This is a genomic window from Streptomyces sp. NPDC060232, from assembly GCF_042726555.1.
In the GTDB taxonomy this organism is placed as follows: domain Bacteria; phylum Actinomycetota; class Actinomycetes; order Streptomycetales; family Streptomycetaceae; genus Streptomyces.
This window is the reverse complement of record NZ_JBHXAG010000008.1, coordinates 97842-115696: the sequence shown is the minus strand read 5'-3', so window position 1 is coordinate 115696 and position 17855 is coordinate 97842. Positions and strand designations below refer to the sequence as shown.

Below are 17855 nucleotides of genomic sequence, written 5' to 3'. Positions count from 1 at the left end.
CGTACCATTAGTGTTTGTGATGGATGAGCTTCCCCTGGACCAGGTACGCACCCTCCTCGCCGTGGTCGACGAGGGCACTTTCGACGCGGCGGCGGCCGCCCTGCACGTGACGCCTTCGGCGGTCAGCCAGCGCGTCAAGGCCCTCGAACAGCGCACCGGCCGGGTGCTGCTGATGCGGACCAAGCCGGTGCGGGCGACGGAGTCCGGTGAGGTGGTGGTCCGCTTCGCCCGGCAGCTGGCCCGGCTGGAGCGGGACGCGCGCGCCGAGCTGGGCATGGCCGACGAGCGGGGCCCCGTGCGGCTGCCGATCGCGGTGAACGCCGACTCCCTCGCGACATGGTTCCTGCCGGCGCTGACGAGGGTGCCGCAGGACCCGCCGATCTGCGTCGAGCTGCACCGCGAGGACGAGTCGCACACGACTGCGCTGCTGCGCGAGGGGCAGGTCATGGCGGCGGTGACCTCCTCACCGGACCCGGTGGCCGGGTGCAGCGTACGGATGCTGGGTCTGGCCCGGTACCTGCCGGCGGCCAGCCCCGCCTTCGCCGCCCGGTATCTGACGGGCACGCCGGAGCGGGACCTGCGGGAGGCTCCGACGATCGTCTTCGACCGCAAGGACGACCTCCAGGACGCCTTCGTCCGCTCCCTGACCGGGGACGGGGCAGCCGGCGCGGGGCCGGTGCGGCACCACGTGCCGACCTCGGAGGGCTTCCGCGACGCGGTCGTCGCCGGGCTGGGGTGGGGGCTGGTGCCCGAGCAGCAGGCGGGCCCGCTGGTACGCGCGGGTGAGCTGGTACTGGTGGTGCCCCGGCGGCCGCTGGACGTACCGCTGTACTGGCAGCAGTGGAAGCTGGACTCACCGGCCCTGTCGCTGGTGGCCGACATCGTCGCGGCGGCGGCCGCGGAGGCACTGCGCAACGCTTCGGCGTGATCGCCCGCGCCGACGCATAGGCTTGCCGGCCATGGAGTCCTACACGATCGGCCAGGCCGCCCGGCTGCTCGGCGTCAGCATCGACACCGCCCGGCGGTGGGCGGATGCCGAACGCTTCCCCACCCGCCGCGAGGGCACCCGCAGGATGGTGGACGGGCCGGACCTGGCCGCGTTCTGCGTCGAGGCCGCGCGGGAGGGTGCCGAAGACGAGGAGGCCGCCCACACCTCGGCGCGCAACGCCTTCCCCGGGATCGTCACCGGGGTGAAGCTGGGCACGGTCGACGCACAGGTGGAGATCCAGGCCGGCCCGCACCGCATCGTGTCGCTGCTGACGCGGGAGGCGGTGGAGGAACTCGGCCTGGAGGTGGGCGCGCGGGCCACGGCACGGGTGAAGTCGACCAGCGTGTTCATCGACCGGGCCTGAGGCCCCGCCCTCCGGCGGGCGGGCGGTGAGCCCGGGCACGGGCGCTCCGGCGGCGATGGCAGACTGGCCGGTGATCCGCCGAAGGGGAGTACGCCGTTGTCCATGTTCAGCAACCTGCGCCGGGCCGTGCGCCGCGGCTACCGGCGGGCCGTCGACCTCAGCCACCCCGCCCGCTCCCCGCTCGGCAGCTCGGTGGTCAACTGCCTGGTCTACCGGGACGGCGTACGGCAGGAGGACTGCGCGGAGGCCGAGGAGGCGCTGCGCCGGGTCCGCAAGGCGGGCGACGGCTTCGTCTGGATCGGCCTGCACGAGCCGGCGCAGGACGAACTCGCCGGGCTCGCGGAGCTGTTCGGCCTGCACCCCCTCGCCGTCGAGGACGCCGTGAACGCGCACCAGCGTCCCAAGGTGGAGCGCTACGGCGACACGCTGTTCTCCGTCTTCCGGACCGTGCGCTACGTCGAGCACGAGGAACTGACCGCGACCAGCGAGGTGGTGGAGAGCGGCGAGCTGATGGCCTTCACCGGCCCTGACTTCGTCATCACCATCCGGCACGGCGGCCGCGGCACCCTCGGGCCGGTACGCGAGGAGCTGGAAGCCGCCCCGGACCAGCTGGGCAAGGGCCCCGCGGCGGTCCTGCACGCCGTGGTCGACCACGTGGTCGACGACTACATGGCCGTCACGGACGCCGTGCAGAACGACATCGACGCCGTCGAGACCGCGGTGTTCAGCGAGAACGGCGGCCGCGGCGACGCCGGCCGGATCTACCAGCTCAAGCGCGAACTCCTGCAGCTGCGGCGGGCGGTGGCCCCGCTGGGCCGCCCGCTGGAGCAGCTGGCCACCCAGCCGATACCGGTCATCCCGCCGGAGATCCGCGCGTACTTCCGGGACGTGGCGGACCACGTGACCCGGGCCACCGAGCAGATCGGCGCCTACGACAACCTCCTGGACTCCATCCTCCAGGCCCACCTCGCGCAGGTGACGGTCGCCCAGAACGAGGACATGCGCAAGATCACCGCGTGGGCGGCGATCGTGGCCGTCCCCACCATGGTCTGCGGGGTCTACGGCATGAACTTCGACCACATGCCGGAACTGCACTGGACGTACGGCTACCCGCTCGTCCTCGGCGTCATGGCGCTCGCCTGCTTCGTCATCCACCGGGGCTTCCGCCGCAACGGCTGGCTCTGATCCCGGACCCATCGGCTGACGGCATCCGCCGGCGAGCGGGCCGGGGAGTCGCGAGGCGGTAACGATGTGAATAACGATCCGGGTGGCTCACGGGGTGTCAAGTAGGCCTCGCGTGCGGACGATTCGGACGTCCGGGGACATGGCGCCGCGGTGGTGTCCCGAACGCGTAACTCCGGTGCCGGAAATCGGGCGGTTCAGCCGATTTGGCTTCCCCGTAAGTGGCTTGACCCCGACGTAAGGGGGGCATAAGTTCTGCCCCGGCTTGCTCCAGCAGGACGGGCCGAACCAACCGTCCTCTGGGGGGACCCATGAACTACTACCTCGACGTCCTGAAGAAGTACGCCGACTTCTCCGGCCGCGCGCGCCGCCAGGAGTACTGGATGTTCGTACTCTTCCAGGTCGCCGCCATCATCATCGTCTCGATCCTGGACGCCGTCCTCGGTACGTCCCCGTGGCTGTACGCGCTCTACGCGCTCGGCACCCTCCTCCCGAACCTGGCCGTCGCCGTGCGCCGTCTGCACGACATCGGCAAGTCCGGCTGGTGGCTGCTCATCTCCCTCGTGCCCATCGTCGGCGGCATCTGGCTGCTGGTCCTGCTGGCCACCGCCGGCCAGCAGCAGCCCAACCAGTACGGCCAGGACCCGAAGGTCCTCGCCGCCTGATCAGGCGCGCAGGCCCGATCGCGGCCTGACTGCCAGAGCGTCGTCCCGGCTGGAAACAGCCGCGGGCGGCGCTCTCGCCGTTTGGCGGGGGCCGCAGGGGCCCGCGTGACGTGCGTCTCGCCGACTGGCGGCCGGGGGCTGTGCTGACCGGCCCGATCACGAGATATCTTGATGTCGAGCAATGTTGCAGACGAGAGACGCAGACTGTGGAGCGGAGCATCCGGTGACTGACTCGACCATCATCTACACGCACACTGACGAGGCCCCGGCCCTCGCGACGTATTCCTTCCTGCCTGTGGTCCAGGCGTACGCGTCGACGGCCGGTGTGAATGTCGAGACCCGTGACATCTCCCTGGCCGGTCGGATCATCGCCGTGTTCCCCGAGTACCTCCAGGAGAACCAGCGGATCGCCGACGCCCTCGCCGAGCTCGGCGAGCTGGCGAAGACCCCGGAAGCCAACATCATCAAGCTTCCGAACATCTCGGCTTCGATCCCGCAGCTGAAGGCCGCGGTCGCCGAGCTCCAGGGCCAGGGCTACGCCCTCCCCGACTACCCGGACGACCCGAAGACCGACGAGGAGCGCGACATCCGCGCCCGCTACGACAAGGTCAAGGGCAGCGCCGTCAACCCGGTCCTGCGCGAGGGCAACTCCGACCGCCGCGCCCCCGGCTCGGTCAAGAACTACGCCAAGACGCACCCGCACCGCATGGGCGCCTGGGTCCCCGAGTCGAAGACGAACGTCGCCACCATGGGCGAGAACGACTTCCGCTCCACCGAGAAGTCCGCCGTCATCGCCGAGGCCGGCACCCTGCGCATCGAGCACGTCGCCGCCGACGGCGCCACCACCGTGCTGCGCGAGTCCGTACCGGTCCTCGCCGGCGAGGTCGTCGACGCGTCCGTCCTGCACGTCGACGCGCTGCGCACCTTCCTCAACGACCAGATCGAGCGTGCCAAGGCCGAGCACGTCCTGTTCTCCGTGCACCTCAAGGCCACGATGATGAAGGTCTCCGACCCGATCATCTTCGGCCACGTGGTCCGCGCCTTCCTCCCGAAGACCTTCGCCCGCTACGGCGAGACCCTCGCCGCCGCCGGCCTGTCGCCCAACGACGGCCTCGGAGCCATCCTGAACGGCCTGGGCGCCCTGCCCGACGGCGACGCGATCAAGGCCTCCATCGACGCCGAGATCGCCGAGGGCCCGGCCCTCGCCATGGTCGACTCCGACAAGGGCATCACCAACCTGCACGTGCCGTCCGACGTCATCGTCGACGCCTCCATGCCGGCCATGATCCGCACCTCCGGCCACATGTGGGGCCCCGACGGCAACGAGGCCGACACCCTCGCCGTCCTCCCGGACAGCAGCTACGCCGGCGTCTACCAGGTCGTCGTCGACGACTGCCGCGCCCACGGCGCCTTCGACCCGTCCACCATGGGCTCGGTCCCGAACGTCGGTCTCATGGCGCAGAAGGCCGAGGAGTACGGCAGCCACGACAAGACCTTCGAGATCGCCGCCGCGGGCACCGTCCGCCTCGTCGACGCCGCCGGCAACACGGTCCTGGAGCAGGAGGTCGCCGCCGGCGACATCTTCCGCGCCTGCCAGACCAAGGACCTGCCGATCCAGGACTGGGTCAAGCTCGCCGTGACCCGCGCCCGCGCCACCGGCGTCCCGGCCGTTTTCTGGCTGGACGAGGACCGCGCCCACGACGCGCAGCTGATCGCCAAGGTCAAGACCTACCTCGCCGAGCACGACACCGAGGGCCTGACCATCAAGATCCTCTCCCCGGTCGAGGCCACCGCCTTCTCCCTGGAGCGCATCCGCCGCGGCGAGGACACCATCTCGGTGACCGGCAACGTGCTGCGCGACTACCTGACCGACCTGTTCCCGATCCTGGAGCTGGGTACCAGCGCCAAGATGCTGTCGGTCGTCCCGCTCATGAACGGCGGCGGCCTCTTCGAGACGGGCGCCGGCGGCTCCGCCCCGAAGCACGTGCAGCAGCTCGTCAAGGAGAACTACCTGCGCTGGGACAGCCTGGGCGAGTTCTTCGCGCTGGCCGCCAGCTTCGAGCACCTCGCGACCACCACGGGCAACGCCCGCGCCCAGGTGCTGGCCGACACCCTGGACCGCGCGACCGGCACCTTCCTCAACGAGGACAAGTCGCCGAGCCGCAAGCTGGGCGGCATCGACAACCGCGGCAGCCACTTCTACCTCGCCATGTACTGGGCGCAGGAGCTGTCCCGGCAGATCGACGACCCGAAGCTGGCCGCAGCCTTCGAGCCGCTCGCCAAGACCCTCGCCGAGCGTGAGGAGACCATCGTCGCCGAGCTCATCGCGGTGCAGGGCTCCCCGGCGGAGATCGGCGGGTACTACCAGCCCGACGCCACGAAGGCCGCGGCGATCATGCGCCCGTCCGCGACCTTCAACGAGGCGCTCGGCCTCCTCGGCTGACACCCGTTGACGCGCTCCGCCCCGGCCGGCTCCGTGCCCGGCCGGGGCGGACCCGTTTCCGGACCCGCCTCCAACGCCGTTTCCGGACCCGCCTCCGGCGCTGTTCCGGGACCCGTCTGCTGGATCAGAGCCGGTGGATGCTCTCCTGGTCGAACGCCAGCGGGGACCGGCCGGCGGCCAGGATCCGCAGCCCGGGAGCCACGGCCAGCAGCTTGCGCAGCCAGGCCAGGGCGTCCTGGCCGAGCTGTTCGGTACCGTCCAGGACGAGCAGCATGTCCCGCTCGGCCAGCCAGGACGCGGCGTACGTCGTCGTCCCGCAGGGCGGTGCGGGCACGCCGGGTACGGAGCCCAGTTCGGCCGTCAGTTCGCGGACGCCGTAGCCGCCCTCCAGCGGGTCGAGGTCGACGACTGCCACCCCGTCGTAGAAGTTGGACGCGAGCCGCCGCGCGATCTCCCGCACCAGCAGGCTCCGCGGCTCGCGGAAGCCGCCCGCCACGGTGAGCACCCGCCCCCTCCGGACGGCGGTGAGCAGCCGGGACATCTCGGCGGACGTCGCAGGAAGTCTTGCGGTCGACCCTGATTCCCTCATCGGCACGATGCCCCCCATCGCATGCGTGACCAGGCGCGGCCGCGACTGCAGGGATCTTTCGGCCGTGTGACGATGATTATGCGCCATTTGCGCCGCATCGCCAGGGGAATGTCGCATTCCGATCAGAGGGTCCGCTGCCGCCCAGGTCAGGCCCATCGGCCGCCCCTGCACCGGGACTTCACCACCGCCACCGGCCGGGCTGCGGCGCGCCTACGGGCCGGCCCCCTGCGGACCGTACCGCGGATCGGCGCGGGGGGTGGCCGGCCTCTACTGCGACGCGATGAACCGGTCCGGGCGACAACCGCGCCCAGCCGTCGGCGCCACGCGGCGCACGCGGGGAGTCCGAACCCTCGGCGAACGGGAGTCCGGCCTCGTGCAGCACGCCGACCCCGGGTAGCGCATCCGTATACGCCGCCTCGCGTACCGCGAGGCCGTCGTCGTCCTCCTGCGCGTGTCCCAGCGGCGGCGAACCCGGTCCGGAGGCGGTGGAGCGCCCCGGCACGCCCGACCCCGGCCCCCGGGAACGGTTGTCCGGAAGCCGGTAATGGGCTCTACTGCTGTCCAGCCCCACCGGGGCATATTCGCGGGAGGGACCAGCGGGAGGGACCAGAATGACAGCGGACCGGCGCACGGACCGGCGAGCGCGACGAAGAACGCCCGGAGCGGAGCGGCCGGCTCGACCGGTGTCGCACCGGCGCCGGCCGGCCGTGCGCGGCGGACGGCCGCTGCTGGCCCTGCTGCTCTCCGCCTTCCTCCTCGTCGGCGTGTGCGCTGCCACCGGCATCGCCTGGGACCCGCTCGGCGGCGAACCCGCACAGCACGCAACCGCCCACGGCCCCGCAGCCCCACAGGCCACCGGGCCCGACTCCGCATCCGGCGCCGCCGATCCGGCCGCCCCCGCGCAGCCGGAGCAGAGCCCGCCGCCCGCCCAGGACGCGGCGGGCAAGGGCGATACCGAGGGCGCGGCGGACTCCGGGACCGGGCGCCCCGCCGGGGCCCTGCCCTTCGACATGCCCCAGCCGGCCGTCCTGCGCTCCGGCGAAGCGGGCAAGAAGCTGGTGTTCGCCCACTACTTCACCCCGTACCCGCTCTCCCTCGACAACGCGAGCGCGGACAACGACTACTACACCCGCAACTACCTCAACCCCGACGGGGAGAGCGGCAAACACGGCCGGTACGGCGGCCTGCTGCGCGACCGCCCCCTGCCCGTGGCACCCAAGACCGGCGACTGGGAGTACGCCAACCTCCAGCAGGAGGTGCGCACCGCCCGGGCCGCCGGCATCGACGGCTTCACCCTCGACCTGCTCTCCCTCTCCGGCAAGAACTGGGACCGCTCCAACCTGCTGATGGCGGCGGCCCGTTCGGTGGACCCGGGCTTCAAGATCATGCTGATGCCGGACATGACCTCGCTGAAGACCGACGACCCCCGCGTACTCGCCGAGGCGCTCGCCACGCTCGCCGACGCCTCCGCCGCGCACCGGCTCCCCGACGGCCGGCTCGTCGTCTCCCCCTTCAAGGCGGAGGCGAAGAACGCGGCCTGGTGGACCGAGGTCATCCGCGTCCTCAAGGCGGACCACGGCATCCGCACCGCCTTCGTACCGCTCTTCCTCGACTTCGGCGCCCACAGCGGCGATTTCGCCCCGATCAGCTACGGCTTCTCCGAGTGGGGCAGCCGCAGCTACGTCGGCCAGGAGAGCTCCACGCGCGACGTCCGGCGCGCCCACGGGATGGGCAAGATCTGGATGCAGCCCGTCTCGGTCCAGGACGCCCGCCCCAACCAAGGCATCTACGACGAGGCCGGCAACACCGCGACGCTGCGCGCCACATGGACGCGCGCCATCGAGGACGACGCCGACTGGGTCCAGCTCACCACCTGGAACGACTACTCCGAGGGCAGCCAGTTCGCACCGTCCCTGCACAACGGCCACACCTACCTCGACCTGACCTCGTACTACCTGACCCGGTTCAAGACGGGCGGCTGGCCGAAGATCGTCCGGGACACCCTGTACCTCAGCGCGCGCACGCAGTTCGCGGACGCCCGCCCCACGGGCGAGCAGTCGCTGGTGATGTCACTGCGCAAGGGCAGCGCCCCCGCCCGGGACACGGTGGAGGTGCTCAGCTTCCTCACCGGACCGGCGGTCGTGCGCACGACGGTCGGTGCCTCCCGGGGAAGCCACGACGCCCCCGCCGGGATCCACTCCGAGCTGCTGCCGCTGAAGGCGGGCACCAGCTCGGCCCACGTCGCCCGGGACGGGGAGACGGCGGCGAAGGTCGACCTCCCCTACCGGGTGGAACCCAAGGCGGAGGTCCAGGACCTCCAGTACTACGCGGCGACCAGCGGCCGCGAACCGTAGAGGCTCAGGGCGGGCGGCGCCGTACGCTTCCGGCCGGGGTGACGGCGGTGGTGTTCCCACGACCGCAGGCGCCGGGGGATGATCCGGGCGACAGCCGCGCCGCACCCCGGAGGTCCCGTGACCGAGACGACACGCCCCGCAGACCGCCCCGCCGAGCCGCCCGCGGGGCAGTCGGCCGAGCCGCCCGCCGGGCAACCCGCTCCCGCGGGCGAAGGGCCCGGAGAGTTCCCCGGCGGGGCCGCCCTGTTCCGCCTGGACCCGGCCGTCGCCCACCTCAACCACGGCTCCTTCGGCGCGGTCCCCGTGCCCGTCCAGGAGGCCCAGGCCACGCTGCGCGCCGAGGTGCACGCCGACCCCGACGCGTTCTTCACCGCCGTACCGGACCGCCTCGAACAGGCCCGCGCCCGGATCGCCGCCCGCCTCGCCGCCGACCCCGACGGCCTCGCCTTCATCGCCAACGCCACCGAAGGCGCCAACCTCGCCCTGGACGCCGTCCCGCTCGACGACGGCGACGAGATCCTGGTGACCGACCACGGCTACGGCACCGTGACCGCGGCCGCCGCCCGCCGCGCCCCGGTCACCACCGTCGCCCTGGACCCCGCCCTGCCCGACGAGGACGCCGTACGGGAGACCGTGCTGGCCGCGCTGACGCCCCGGACCCGGGTCGCCGTACTCGACCACGTCAGCTCGCCCACCGCCCGGATCATCGCCTCGCCACGGCTCCTCGCCGCACTGCGCGAGCGCGGCGTCACCACCGTCGTCGACGGCGCCCACGCCCCGGGCATGCTCGCCGACCCGCTCGCCGGCGGCGCCGACTTCTGGTTCGGCAACCTGCACAAATGGGGCTACGCCCCCTCCGGTACCGCCCTGCTCGCCGTCGCCCCGCAGCACCGCCACCGGATCCGCGCGCTCGTACCCTCCTGGGAGGACGGGCACGGCTTCCCGCGCTCCGTCGAGAACCGCGCCACCGCCGACTACACCGGCTGGCTCGCCGCCCCCGGGGGACTCGACCTCATCGAAACCCTCGACGCGGCCAAGCTCCGGGCCCACAACAGCGCCCTCGCCGCCCACGGCGCCGCGCTGCTCGCCCGGATCCCCGGGCTCACACCGCTCCCGCACACCGCTGGCCTCGCCATGCGCACCCTGCGCCTGCCGCCCGGCGTCGCCGAGACCCCGGACGGCGCCCGCGCGCTGCGCGAGGACATCGCGGCCCGTGAACGCATCCGGGTACTGATCTGGCCCTGGCCGGGCGGCGGCGGCATCCGGATCTGCGGGCAGATCTACAACCGGCCCGAGGAGTACGAACGCCTCGCCGCCGCCCTCCCGGCGTACCTCAGGTGCGCCTGAGCAGGTAGGTGTCCATGATCCAGCCCTTGCGGGCGCGGGCCTGCGTCCGCAGCTCCTCGATCCGCCCCGCGACCTCCGCCAGCCTGCCCTGCACCAGGATCTCGTCCGGGGTGCCCACGTAGGCCCCCCAGTAGATGTAGAGGTCCTGGTCCAAGTGGGCGGTGAAGGCGTGCCGCGCGTCCAGCATCACCACCACGTCGTCGACGTCGGCCGGCCAGCCCTCGGCAAGCCGGCGCCCGGTGGTGATCTGGACCGGCCGCCCGACCCGGTTCAGGTTCGTCCGGTGGCGCGCCAGCAGCGCGGAGACGCTGCTGATGCCGGGCACGACCTCGTGCTCGAAGGCCACCCGGCCGCGCTCCAGCACCTCGTCGAGGATCGCGAGCGTGGAGTCGTAGAGCGACGGGTCGCCCCACACCAGGAACGCCCCGGTCTCGCCCTCCGCCAGGTCCTGCGCGATGAACCGCTCGAAGAGCTCGGCCCGCGCGCTGCGCCAGCCGTCCACCGTCGGGGTGTAGTCGGCGGGCGCCCGGTCCCGGTCCGGGTCCCGGCCCTCCACCAGCCGGTGGCCGGGGCGGGCGTGCGCGTCGAGCATCGCGCGCCGCAGCCCGGTCAGATCCGCCTTCTCCTCGCCCTTCTCCAGGATGAGGAATGCGTCCGCCGCGCCGATCGCCCTGACCGCCTGGAGGGTCAGATGGTCCGGGTCGCCCGCGCCTATGCCGATCACTGAGAACTTCTTCACCCGGCTATTGTGCCCACCTCGCGTGTCGCCCTGTTCGCCACCTGCGTCAACGACGCGCTGCACCCGCGGACCGGCATCGCCGCCCCCGGCTGCGCCCCGGCCGTCGCCGAGACCGGAACCGACGTCCTCGACGGCGCACAATGAGGGCATGCCATCCCACATCGCCCTGACCGCCCTCGTGGTGCACGACTACGACGAGGCGATCGACTTCTACACGCGCGCCCTCGGCTTCGACCTGGCCGAGGACACGGCCCGCCCGGACGGCTCCCGCTGGGTGGTCGTCCGCCCGCCCGGCGCCACCGAGTCCGCCCTCCTGCTGGCCCGCGCCAAGGACGACGCCCAGCGCTCCCGCGTCGGCGACCAGACCGGCGGCCGCGTCGGCTTCTTCCTCCACACGGACGACTTCGCCCGTGACCACGCCCGCATGACCGCCGAGGGCGTCCGCTTCCTGGAAACCCCCCGCCACGAGCCGTACGGCTCCGTAGCCGTCTTCGAAGACCTGTACGGCAACCGCTGGGACCTCCTCCAGCCGGCCCTTCCGTAGAACCTCTCCGGCTACAGCGCTAGGGTCTGTATCGAGTTGCCCCGTGGAGCAAGGAGCGGCGTTCGGTGCGTGCCCTCGGCGTGCGGGACGCATGTCCTCGTAGCGGAGCTACCAGGGCATGTGGCTCGTGCGCCGAGGGTGCGTGCCGGGCGTCGCGACGCCGCGGGGCAACTCGATACAGACCCTAGGAGGTACCGCCCAGCCGCGGGGCCTCCCGTGCGGCGTCGACGGCCGGGCCGGCCCGCTCCACCCGGCCCGCCAGTTCCAGGGCCCACCGGACCAGACCCGGTACGTCGATCCCGTACGGGGCTCCGGCCAGCCCCTCGATCCCGGCGGCCCCGCGCCGCAGCAGCCGCGCCCCGCCCACGGCGTTGCCCCGGGCGGCGTGCGTCAGCCCGACCGCGAGCTGCGCGAGCCCCCGCCAGAGCGGGGCCGCGGCCTCGGGCCCCGACTTCCAGGCGTCCTCGAACACCTCGTGCGCATGGAACGGCATCCCGGCGTCCAGCAGCCGCTGCGCCTCCCGCACCGTCTCCGCGGGCGAGCGCACGACCCCCTCGGGCTGCCGCTCCACACCGGACGCCCCGTACTCCAGCGGCCGCCCCAGCCCATCCCTCGGCCGGGCGCTCCTCGCCCGCCCCTCCACGTCCCGATCCCGTGCGTTCACGACCCCATCCTCCCGCTCGCCGATTACCCGTGCATGCACACCCCTCGGCGTGGGGTAATGTTCTGCATGTACCACCGAGCACGGGGAAACCCGCAGGTCGACGGTACATCGGGACGTGGCGCAGCTTGGTAGCGCACTTGACTGGGGGTCAAGGGGTCGCAGGTTCAAATCCTGTCGTCCCGACTGTGCGGAAACGCAGGTCGGAGGCCGTTCTCTCATACATGGGAGGGCGGCCTTTGGTGCGTCCGGGGTCATGGTGGTCGCAATGTGGTCGCGTGGTGGGCGCAGCCGTGCCGGGGGTCTCTCTAGGGTCTGTATCGAGTTGCCCCGCGGCGTCGCGACGCCCGGGGCAACTCGATACAGACCCTAGCCGCAGCGGTGCAGATCCGGCCGCGGCCGACGCACGGCACGGTGGGCGGGCGACCGGGCGGGCTCGATGGGGGCGCTGCGGATGGCGGTGCGTTCGGTGACCGCGAGCGTTCCGGCGCTGCGGGAGGGCTGATTGCCGATCCGGAGGAAGAGGTCGCGCTCGTGAGCGCGCTCCCTTCCTGCCTGGTGACCGGCGCACGGCTGCTTCGGTGCGCGGCGTGCCGCTCCTCGCGGTCGCGGGGTCCTCTGCCATGCTTCTGCGGTTGCGGAGACCGCCGTGGCGCCTCCTGCTGCCGTACAGAGGACGCGGGGGCGGACGTTCGGCTGTGGGAGCAGGAGCTCGACGTGGGTGAGAGAGGCCGGGTGGAGACGGACCGGACCGTCGGGCGTGTGGCGCACGTGCTTCGGCTGGCTCACGACGCGTTGCGCTCGGCCACGGCCGTTCTCGTGGGGAGCGGGCCCGGCGCGGAGCGGGAGATGACCGCGCTCGGAAGAGCCTTGACCGAACTGCGCAGCGGTGCAGACGACCTCGCCGCGACCGACGAGGTTGCAGATCTGCGCTTCGTCCTCACGAGCCTGTATGTCGGTCAGGACGTGGGCCGTATCGACCTCTTGACCCGGCAGGTGGGTGACATCGCCTGGGAGCGGCGGTCGATGCGGCCGCTCCCGCAGGAGCTGCGGCTCGCCGTTCGGGAGATCGGCGAGGTCTGTCACACGTTGATCGGCCGGACGAGCGACATCGTCGCGCTCTGCGCGCCCCCTGCGGTCGTCTACAGGGAACTGGCGGACATCAGCCGTCGCCAGCAAGCGCTGGGCCGCCTGCTGCTGGGGAGGGAGCAGACGATCGCAGTGGCGGATGCCGTCGACGCGGCGGTGATCGGCCGCTGCTACGAGGAGTGCGCGTACCGGGCCGTCGCCGTGGCCCGTCACGCGGCCCTGCTCAGTGAGACCACGCCTGGGCGGTGACGAGCGCGCCCGAGGCTGTCAGGGCAGGCCTGCCAGGGCGGTTTGGTCGAGGATCAGCTGCCACACGGCTCTGTGGAGGACGAGGCCGCCGTGGGTGACGACCATGACGGCCAGGACCGGGTCGGCCGGGTCGATCCGCAGTCTGCCGTCTCGCACGATGCGCTCAAGCACCGCGGTGACGTTCCGTGCGTACACCGTGGAGGCTGCTCGGGGGGAGTGCGCGGCGAGTCGGCCCGCACCGATGACGGTGACTCCGGGGCCCGCGGTCGACGTGCTCTCGGGTCGTACGCCCTCGACGTTGCCGATCCGGTCCGGGGAGGCGGCAGCATCCATCGGGTCGGCCGCCACCCGCGCGGTCGGCGCGAGATCCAGGCCGATCGTGGTGAGCCCCTCATCAGCCCACCGCCGGACCTGGAAGGGGATGCTCAGCGGGTCCAGGAGCGCGATCAGTACCTGCCCCCGCCGGAACCGGCAGCCTGCCGGGAGGACGGGCGGCCGTACGCCCGCGAGGACGTCGCACCGGGCCAGGAGTTCCTCGCGCGTGGTGACGCCGGCACCTGTCTCCCGGTAGAGGCGGTCAGGCATCCCCGCCGATGCGCCGGCGCCTGACTCCAACAGCACGCCGAGACCCAGCGTCCGCGCCGCGCCGACGAGACCGGGCACGAGAGCGACCCGCTTCTCGCCCGGCGCTTTCTCCCGGCAGATGCCTACAGTCAGGGGAGTCACCACTGGCCCACCTCCACCCGAAGGCGTCCCAGTCCCCGTATGAATCCCACGCACCGCGAGTCGCACCGTCACCGGATGAGTGCACAGAGTCATGCTGGGACGCCTGCGGCTCGGCTCAGGCACGAAGGGACAGCGCGCGATGGCTTCCGGCACCGGTCACGGCTGGCAGTTCTGGATCGACCGGGGCGGCACCTTCACCGACATCGTCGCCCGGACCCCGGACGGTCGCCTCCTGTCCCGCAAGCTCCTGTCCGAGAACCCGGCCCGCTATCGCGACGCCGCCCTCGCTGGGATCCGCATGCTGCTGGGGCTGAAGCAGGGCGGAGAGATGCCCCATGCCGCGATCGACGCCGTGCGGATGGGTACCACCGTGGCCACCAACGCCCTGCTGGAACGCACCGGCGAGCGCACAGCGCTGGTCATCACGCGTGGCTTCCGCGACGCTCTGCGCATCGGATACCAGAACCGCCCCCGCCTCTTCGACCGGCAGATCCTCCTCCCTGAAGCCCTCCACGAGCGGGTCATCGAGGTCGCCGAACGCATCACCGGTGACGGTACGGTGCTGAGCCCGCCCGATCTGGACGGCCTCGCCGTCGAGCTGACACGCGCGTACGACGACGGCATCCGCGCCGTCGCGGTGGTGTGCCTGCACAGCGCGCTGTATCCGGGGCACGAGCGGGCGATCGGCGAACTGGCCGAGCGCATCGGGTTTCCCCAGATCTCGCTGTCCAGCGAAGTGAGCCCCCTGGTGAAGCTGGTGCCCCGTGGAGACACCGCGGTCGTCGACGCCTATCTCTCCCCCGTCCTGCGCCGCTACGTCCGGCAGGTCGCGGACCGGATGGGAGGCGTGCGGCTGATGTTCATGCAGTCCAACGGCGGTCTGGCCGAGGCGGGGCACTTCCGGGGCAAGGACGCCGTCCTGTCCGGTCCGGCCGGTGGCATCGTCGGGATGGCACGCCTGTCGCAGCTGGCCGGATTCGACAAGGTCATCGGCTTCGACATGGGCGGTACCTCCACCGACGTGTCCCACTTCGCGGGAAGCTATGAGCGGGTGTCCACCTCCCAGGTGGCGGGAGTCCGTCTCCAGGCGCCCATGCTCGACATCCACACCGTCGCGGCGGGAGGCGGGTCCATCCTGCACTTCGACGGGAGCCGCTACCGCGTGGGCCCCGACTCCGCCGGGGCGGACCCCGGCCCCGCGTGCTACCGCGCGCAGGGCCCGCTGACGGTGACCGACGCCAATGTGATGCTCGGCCGCATCCAGCCGGCCTGGTTCCCCAGCGTTTTCGGACCGGACGGACATCAGCCCCTCGACCACCACGTCGTACGGCGGGGGTTCACCGAGCTGGCCGGGCAGATCCGCTCGCGCACCGGTGACCGGCGGTCACCCGAGCAGGTGGCCGAAGGCTTTCTACAGGTGGCGGTGGCGAACATGGCGGCCGCCGTCAAGCGGATCTCCGTGCAGCGGGGGCACGACGTCACGCGGTACGCACTGACCTCCTTCGGCGGGGCCGGCGGCCAGCACGCGTGCGCCGTCGCCGACGCCCTGGGGATCCGCACCGTCCTCGTACCGCCCATGGCCGGGGTGCTCTCCGCGTTGGGCATCGGCCTCGCCGACACCGTCACCGTGCGCGAGCGGTCGGTCGAACTGCCCCTGGAAGAGGCGAGCATGCGGAGGATCCACGTCGTCGTCGAGGAGCTGGAGACCGCAGCACGCGCCGTGCTGCACGCGGAGGACGTCCCTGCCGAACGCATCCTGGTCACGCAGACCGCACGGCTGCGATACGACGGCACCGACACGGCGGTCACGGTGGCACTGGCCGACGCCCCGGCCATGACCGAGGCCTTCGAGGCGAGCCACCGGGCGATGTACTCGTTCCTCATGGACCGCCCCGTCATCGTCGAAGCCCTCTCCGTCGAAGCAACGGGTCTCACCCCGCAACCCGACCTGAGCCACCTCGCCGAGACCGGCCCGGCCGACGACGACGCCTCCCCGGACACCGTCCCCCTCTACACGGACGGCGCGTGGCGCGAGGTGTCCCTGCGGCGACGTGAACTCCTGCGCCCGGGCGCCGTCGTGACCGGCCCCGCCGTGATCACCGAAGCCCAGGCGACCACGGTCGTGGACTCCGGCTGGCGGGCGACCGTGAACAGCACCGGGCATCTGCTCGTCGAACGCGTCACCGTGCCGGCGGAGGCCGACGTGGAGACCGCGGCCGACCCCGTGATGCTGGAGATCTTCAACAGCCTCTTCGTGTCGATCGCCGAGCAGATGGGAGCACGGCTGGCTGCGACGGCGCAGTCCGTCAACATCAAGGAACGGTTGGACTTCTCCTGCGCGCTGTTCGACCCCGACGGCAACCTGGTCGCCAACGCACCGCACATCCCGGTGCACCTGGGCTCCATGGGCACCGCCGTCAGGGAGGTCGTCCGCCGCCGGTCCGGGACGATGCGGCCCGGCGAGGCCTACGCGGTCAACGACCCGTACCACGGGGGCACCCACCTGCCCGACATCACCGTGGTGACCCCGGTCTTCGACGAGCGGGGCGACGTGCCCGGTGCGGAGATCCTGTTCTTCGTCGCCTCACGGGGCCACCATGCCGAGATCGGCGGTCTGACGCCGGGGTCCATGCCGGCCGACAGCCGGGAGATCGACGAGGAGGGCGTCCTCTTCGACAACTGGCTGCTCGTCGAAGGCGGCAGGCTGCGGGAGGCCGAGACCCTCGCGCTCCTGGCCGGGGCGAGATACCCCTCGCGCGCCCCGGAGACCAACCTCGCCGACCTGCGGGCCCAGATCGCCGCCAATCGCAAGGGCGTCGAGGAAGTCGGCAAGATGATCGACCACTTCGGGCTGGACGTGGTGCGGGCGTACATGCGTCACGTCCAGGACAACGCGGAGGAGGCCGTCCGCAGAGCGGTCGTGACCCTCGCCGACGGCGGATACCGCTACGAGATGGACTCCGGAGCGGTCATCTCCGTACGGGTGACGGTGGACCGGCAGGAGCGGTCGGCGACGATCGACTTCACCGGCACATCGGCCCAGTTGAGCACCAACTTCAACGCGCCCACATCCGTGGTGAACGCGGCTGTGCTGTACGTCTTCCGCACCCTGCTCGCCGAGGACATCCCGCTGAACGACGGCTGTCTCAGGCCCTTGCGGATCATCGTTCCGCCCGGGTCGATGCTCGCGCCGGTCCATCCCGCCGCCGTGGTGGCCGGGAACGTCGAGACGTCCCAGGCGATCACCGGGGCCCTCTACGCCGCCCTGGGCTCGCAGGCCGAGGGCAGCGGCACCATGAACAACGTGACCTTCGGCAACGACCGGCACCAGTACTACGAAACCGTGGCCTCGGGCTCCGGCGCCGGACCGGGGTTCGACGGCGCGTCAGCCGTGCAGACCCACATGACCAACTCCCGCCTCACCGACCCCGAGATCCTCGAACTGCGCCTCCCCGTCCTCGTGCAGGAGTTCTCCGTTCGTACCGGCAGTGGCGGCGCGGGACGCTGGCGGGGCGGCGACGGCACCGTACGCAAGATCCGCTTCCGTGAACCCATGACGGTCAGCACCCTGTCCGGTCACCGCCGGATCCCGCCCTACGGCATGGCCGGCGGGGACCCCGGCGCACTGGGCACCCACCACGTGGAGCGAGCCGACGGCACCCCCACGCCAATGGCCGCATGCGACTCCGTCGCCGTGCAGCCCGGCGACCTGCTGGTCATCGAGACACCGGGCGGAGGCGGCTACGGCAAGCCCTCCTGAACCGCCTGGTGTCTGCTGCCGCAGGCGGGGTCCTCATCGGCACGCACAACAGCTCATGCCGGTGAGGCGAGCTCTGATCGAGGCGGACTCCTGCAGCCCGCCGCCGAAGCGGGGCCGCGCACGCCGAAGGGTGTGGACGCGGAAGGCCCGCCGTC

The 17855-nt window shown here is 72.0% G+C and carries 15 protein-coding genes and 1 tRNA gene; 12 read left to right on the top strand and 4 right to left on the bottom strand.

The features are described from left to right. Positions 1–19: 19 nt before the first annotated feature. The 5 genes from ACFWFZ_RS14210 (at position 20) to ACFWFZ_RS14190 (ending at position 5642) form a co-directional block, all read left to right on the top strand. Positions 20–928 (top strand): LysR family transcriptional regulator ArgP, encoded by a 909-nt coding sequence (locus tag ACFWFZ_RS14210; protein ID WP_387121572.1) that lies wholly within the window; start codon positions 20–22, stop codon positions 926–928. 31 nt (positions 929–959) lie between these two features. After that, entirely contained in the window at positions 960–1352 is a 393-nt protein-coding gene (locus ACFWFZ_RS14205) for a molybdopterin-binding protein (RefSeq protein ID WP_387121569.1), read from the top strand. 102 nt (positions 1353–1454) lie between these two features. Continuing rightward, positions 1455–2537 (top strand): magnesium/cobalt transporter CorA, encoded by a 1083-nt coding sequence (corA, locus tag ACFWFZ_RS14200; RefSeq protein ID WP_387121566.1) that lies wholly within the window; start codon positions 1455–1457, stop codon positions 2535–2537. A 308-nt stretch (positions 2538–2845) separates the two neighbouring features. Further along, positions 2846–3199: a DUF805 domain-containing protein gene (locus ACFWFZ_RS14195; RefSeq protein WP_387121563.1), complete on the top strand. Its 354-nt coding sequence runs from the start codon at positions 2846–2848 to the stop codon at positions 3197–3199. A gap of 223 nt (positions 3200–3422) precedes the next feature. Then, positions 3423–5642: an NADP-dependent isocitrate dehydrogenase gene (locus ACFWFZ_RS14190; RefSeq protein ID WP_387121560.1), complete on the top strand. Its 2220-nt coding sequence runs from the start codon at positions 3423–3425 to the stop codon at positions 5640–5642. Positions 5643–5766: 124 nt separating this feature from the next. Here the strand turns inward: ACFWFZ_RS14190 and ACFWFZ_RS14185 are convergent, their stop codons facing one another. Continuing rightward, positions 5767–6183, bottom strand: coding sequence for a hypothetical protein (locus tag ACFWFZ_RS14185; protein WP_381750311.1), 417 nt, complete (start codon positions 6181–6183; stop codon positions 5767–5769). Between the two features lie 731 nt (positions 6184–6914). Here ACFWFZ_RS14185 and ACFWFZ_RS14180 point away from each other — a divergent pair. Next, the gene (locus ACFWFZ_RS14180; protein ID WP_387121557.1) at positions 6915–8585 is read left to right on the top strand and encodes a glycoside hydrolase family 71 protein; all 1671 of its coding nucleotides are present in this window, start codon (positions 6915–6917) and stop codon (positions 8583–8585) included. 117 nt (positions 8586–8702) lie between these two features. Then, the gene (locus ACFWFZ_RS14175) at positions 8703–9932 is read left to right on the top strand and encodes an aminotransferase class V-fold PLP-dependent enzyme (RefSeq protein ID WP_387121554.1); all 1230 of its coding nucleotides are present in this window, start codon (positions 8703–8705) and stop codon (positions 9930–9932) included. Here ACFWFZ_RS14175 and cobF read toward each other — a convergent pair. Then, positions 9919–10671, bottom strand: a complete 753-nt coding sequence (cobF, locus tag ACFWFZ_RS14170; protein ID WP_387121551.1) for a precorrin-6A synthase (deacetylating) — start codon at positions 10669–10671, stop codon at positions 9919–9921. The two genes, ACFWFZ_RS14175 and cobF, sit on opposite strands and share 14 nt — an antisense overlap. Positions 10672–10680: 9 nt before the next feature. Here cobF and ACFWFZ_RS14165 point away from each other — a divergent pair, with 9 nt between their 5' ends. Both ACFWFZ_RS14165 and ACFWFZ_RS14160 read left to right on the top strand, forming a co-directional pair. After that, complete coding sequence (locus ACFWFZ_RS14165) at positions 10681–10815, top strand: hypothetical protein (protein ID WP_387121548.1); 135 nt, start codon at positions 10681–10683, stop codon at positions 10813–10815. 4 nt (positions 10816–10819) lie between these two features. Beyond that, positions 10820–11215: a VOC family protein gene (locus ACFWFZ_RS14160; RefSeq protein ID WP_045321266.1), complete on the top strand. Its 396-nt coding sequence runs from the start codon at positions 10820–10822 to the stop codon at positions 11213–11215. A gap of 184 nt (positions 11216–11399) precedes the next feature. Here the strand turns inward: ACFWFZ_RS14160 and ACFWFZ_RS14155 are convergent, their stop codons facing one another. Continuing rightward, a complete protein-coding gene (locus tag ACFWFZ_RS14155; protein WP_387121545.1) occupies positions 11400–11879 on the bottom strand; it encodes a DUF309 domain-containing protein in 480 nt (159 codons plus the stop codon). 109 nt (positions 11880–11988) lie between these two features. On the opposite strand from ACFWFZ_RS14155, the gene ACFWFZ_RS14150 reads away from it, so the two are divergent. Together ACFWFZ_RS14150 and ACFWFZ_RS14145 are read left to right on the top strand one after the other, a co-directional pair. Continuing rightward, positions 11989–12062 (top strand) — tRNA-Pro (locus ACFWFZ_RS14150). Positions 12063–12725: 663 nt separating this feature from the next. After that, on the top strand, positions 12726–13214 hold the full coding sequence (locus ACFWFZ_RS14145; RefSeq protein ID WP_387121542.1) for a hypothetical protein: 489 nt from the start codon (positions 12726–12728) through the stop codon (positions 13212–13214). Positions 13215–13232: 18 nt separating this feature from the next. Here the strand turns inward: ACFWFZ_RS14145 and ACFWFZ_RS14140 are convergent, their stop codons facing one another. Beyond that, complete coding sequence (locus tag ACFWFZ_RS14140; RefSeq protein WP_387121539.1) at positions 13233–13940, bottom strand: hypothetical protein; 708 nt, start codon at positions 13938–13940, stop codon at positions 13233–13235. Between the two features lie 139 nt (positions 13941–14079). Between ACFWFZ_RS14140 and ACFWFZ_RS14135 the strand changes: the two genes are divergently transcribed. Beyond that, a complete protein-coding gene (locus tag ACFWFZ_RS14135) occupies positions 14080–17700 on the top strand; it encodes a hydantoinase B/oxoprolinase family protein (protein ID WP_387121536.1) in 3621 nt (1206 codons plus the stop codon). Positions 17701–17855 lie beyond the last annotated feature (155 nt).